Origin of the sequence: Mitsuaria chitosanitabida ATCC BAA-476 = NBRC 102408 (genome assembly GCF_001598255.1) — a bacterium.
Taxonomy (GTDB): domain Bacteria; phylum Pseudomonadota; class Gammaproteobacteria; order Burkholderiales; family Burkholderiaceae_C; genus Roseateles; species Roseateles chitosanitabidus.
Map to the genome: position 1 here is coordinate 1 of NZ_BCYP01000054.1, position 2,258 is coordinate 2,258.

General features: G+C 70.4%; 1 pseudogene. It reads right to left on the reverse strand.

Features of this window, described 5'->3' with window-relative positions:
* Positions 1 to 2,258, reverse strand: a pseudogene (locus MCHT01_RS26990) (hypothetical protein); the annotation flags it as partial.

The following is a 2,258-nucleotide window of genomic DNA, read 5'->3' on the forward strand; positions in this document are numbered from 1 at the left end:
AGCTTCAGGTCGCGCCCCGCCTGCACCAGCACGCCGCCGTCGGCCCCGGTCTGCTTGAGCCGCGCCGCGTCGAGCACGACGTCCTGGCCGGCGCTCAGCACCATCACGCCGCCGGCCGTCAGGCTGGCCACGCGATCCAGCACCGTGCGCTGGCTCGTGTCCGTGCTCGCGCTGGCCGTCGTGCTGGCGATCACGAGGTCGCGCCCCGCCGACAGGCTCATAGATCCCGTCGCGGCGAGCTCCCCGCCGATGTTGCGCAGGTCCTCGCGCGCCGACAGCGCCAGGCTCGTGCCGCGCATGCTGCCGTCGTTGACGATGTTCTGCGCCGTCGCCTTGAGCGATTCCGATGCCCGCAGATCGCCGCTGTTCTCCAGCGCGCCGCTCAGCGCGATGTCCACCCGCCGGCCCGCGATCAGCGCGCCCGAATCGAGCAGATCGCCATCGCGCGGCAGCAGGTAGACCTGCGGCACCAGCACGCGCTGCGTCGAGCCGTCCGCCAGCGTCACCGACTGCTCGACCAGCCACACCAGGTCGGTCGTCAGCGCGGCCACCTGCTCCGCCGTCAGCGCGACGCCCGGGCGCAGCTGGTGGTCCTTGGCGTAGGTCGCGCCGTTGGTCATCAGCGCGCGGTACATCTCCTCGTCGCTCGCGTAGCCCTCCAGGAAGGTCGAGCCCGTCAGCTTGCCGATCTGCTCGCGCACCAGGCGCTGCTCGTAGAAGCCATCCCCCAGCCGCTTTTGCGTCGTCGCCGGGTCCACCGCCATTTGCCTGAGCAGGTAGTCGCTCGACAGCCAGTCCCGGTAGTCGGCGAAACGCGGATCCGTCTCGACCAGATAGCCGGACCGGCTGTCCGCGCGCAGCTTGAAGAGACTGTTGCTCGGCAGCGTGAGCGACACCGGCACCGCTCGCAGGCGACCTGGCACGTCGGTGGCGATCAGGCGACGCGTGCCGAGGGTGTCCGCGGTCTTGACGCCGAGGCTGGACGGCCCGCTCACGCTGCCTCCCTCAGCCGTCCGGATCGCGGTCGCGTCCTGGGTCGCGGCCTGTCGCACGCGCAGGCCGGCGTCCGCGTCGACCCCTTCGGCCGATTGCGTCCTCACCGCCTGCGCCTGCTGCTCGTCGCCGGCGCGCCAGCCGGTGCGGGCACGGTCGGCGGTGACCGCGCCGCTGCCGCTCACGGCCTGCTGCAGCAGGCCGCCGAGCGCGCCCACCGCGCCGGTCGATCCCGCGTTCAGGGTCGAGGCCGAGCCCCCCTGCTGCGCCTGCGCACCACTGTCGCCGCCCACGGCGCCGGCCTGCTCCCGCGCCTGCGGCGTCGCGCCGGAAACCGCGCCGCCCACGCCCAGCACGGGCAGTTTCAGATCGGCCTTGCCGGGGACGTTCGTCGAGTAGGTCGTGTAGTCGACGCCCGTGTTGGGGTTGCCGGAACCGGCGTTGTAGGTGCGATAGACCTCGCCGCGGATTTGCTCCAGCGTGTCGACCTGGATGGTCCGGTTGTTGATCGACGCGGACTGGATGTCCACCCCGTCACGACCGATGACCTGGCTCATGTCGTTGAGGATCTTTCCGCCGCCGGCCACGCTCAGCTGCCCGCCGACGATGATCCGACCCGCCGAGCTCTGCGTCACCTGCGCGCGCTGCGCGGTCTTGGTGAAGCTGTAGGCCGAGAAGTCGCCCACGAGCCGGCTGTTGATGTCCGCGAAGAACGCGTCCATCGCGGCATCCAGCCCCGCGTCGTCGCCCGGCGTGACCTTGAAGTCCGACCAGATGCGATCCGACGCCGAGTAGTGCGCGCCTGGCTCGACATAGTCGTGGCAGTTGCCGTCGCCGTCGCAGATCGAGTACGGCACGTCCGAGCTGCGGCGCCAGTTGAACGAGCGGTCCGCCATGCCACCCAGGTCGCCGCCGAAGCCGCCCAGGTAGCGACCGAACACCTCGTTGGGATAGCGCTCCGAAGGCAGCAGCAGCTTGCGGTTGTAGGTGTCCGCCGACCAGTTGGGTTTGCCCGCCTCGAAGGCGTGGATGAAAGGCTCCAGCGAGGCCTTCGCGTCGCTGCCCCAGTCGCTGAACCAGCCGGTGTCATAGCGCGTGATGCCCCACAGCACGCGCACCTGATCCGGCGTATAGCGCGTCGAGCTGCCGGGCGCCTGGAACTCGAAACCCTTGGTCTCGGGGCCCTGCACCAGCTGCCACTTCAGGTAGGGATTCAGGTTCTGGATGTCGGCCGACTGCAGCAGCAGATCACGGCGCGCCTCGAT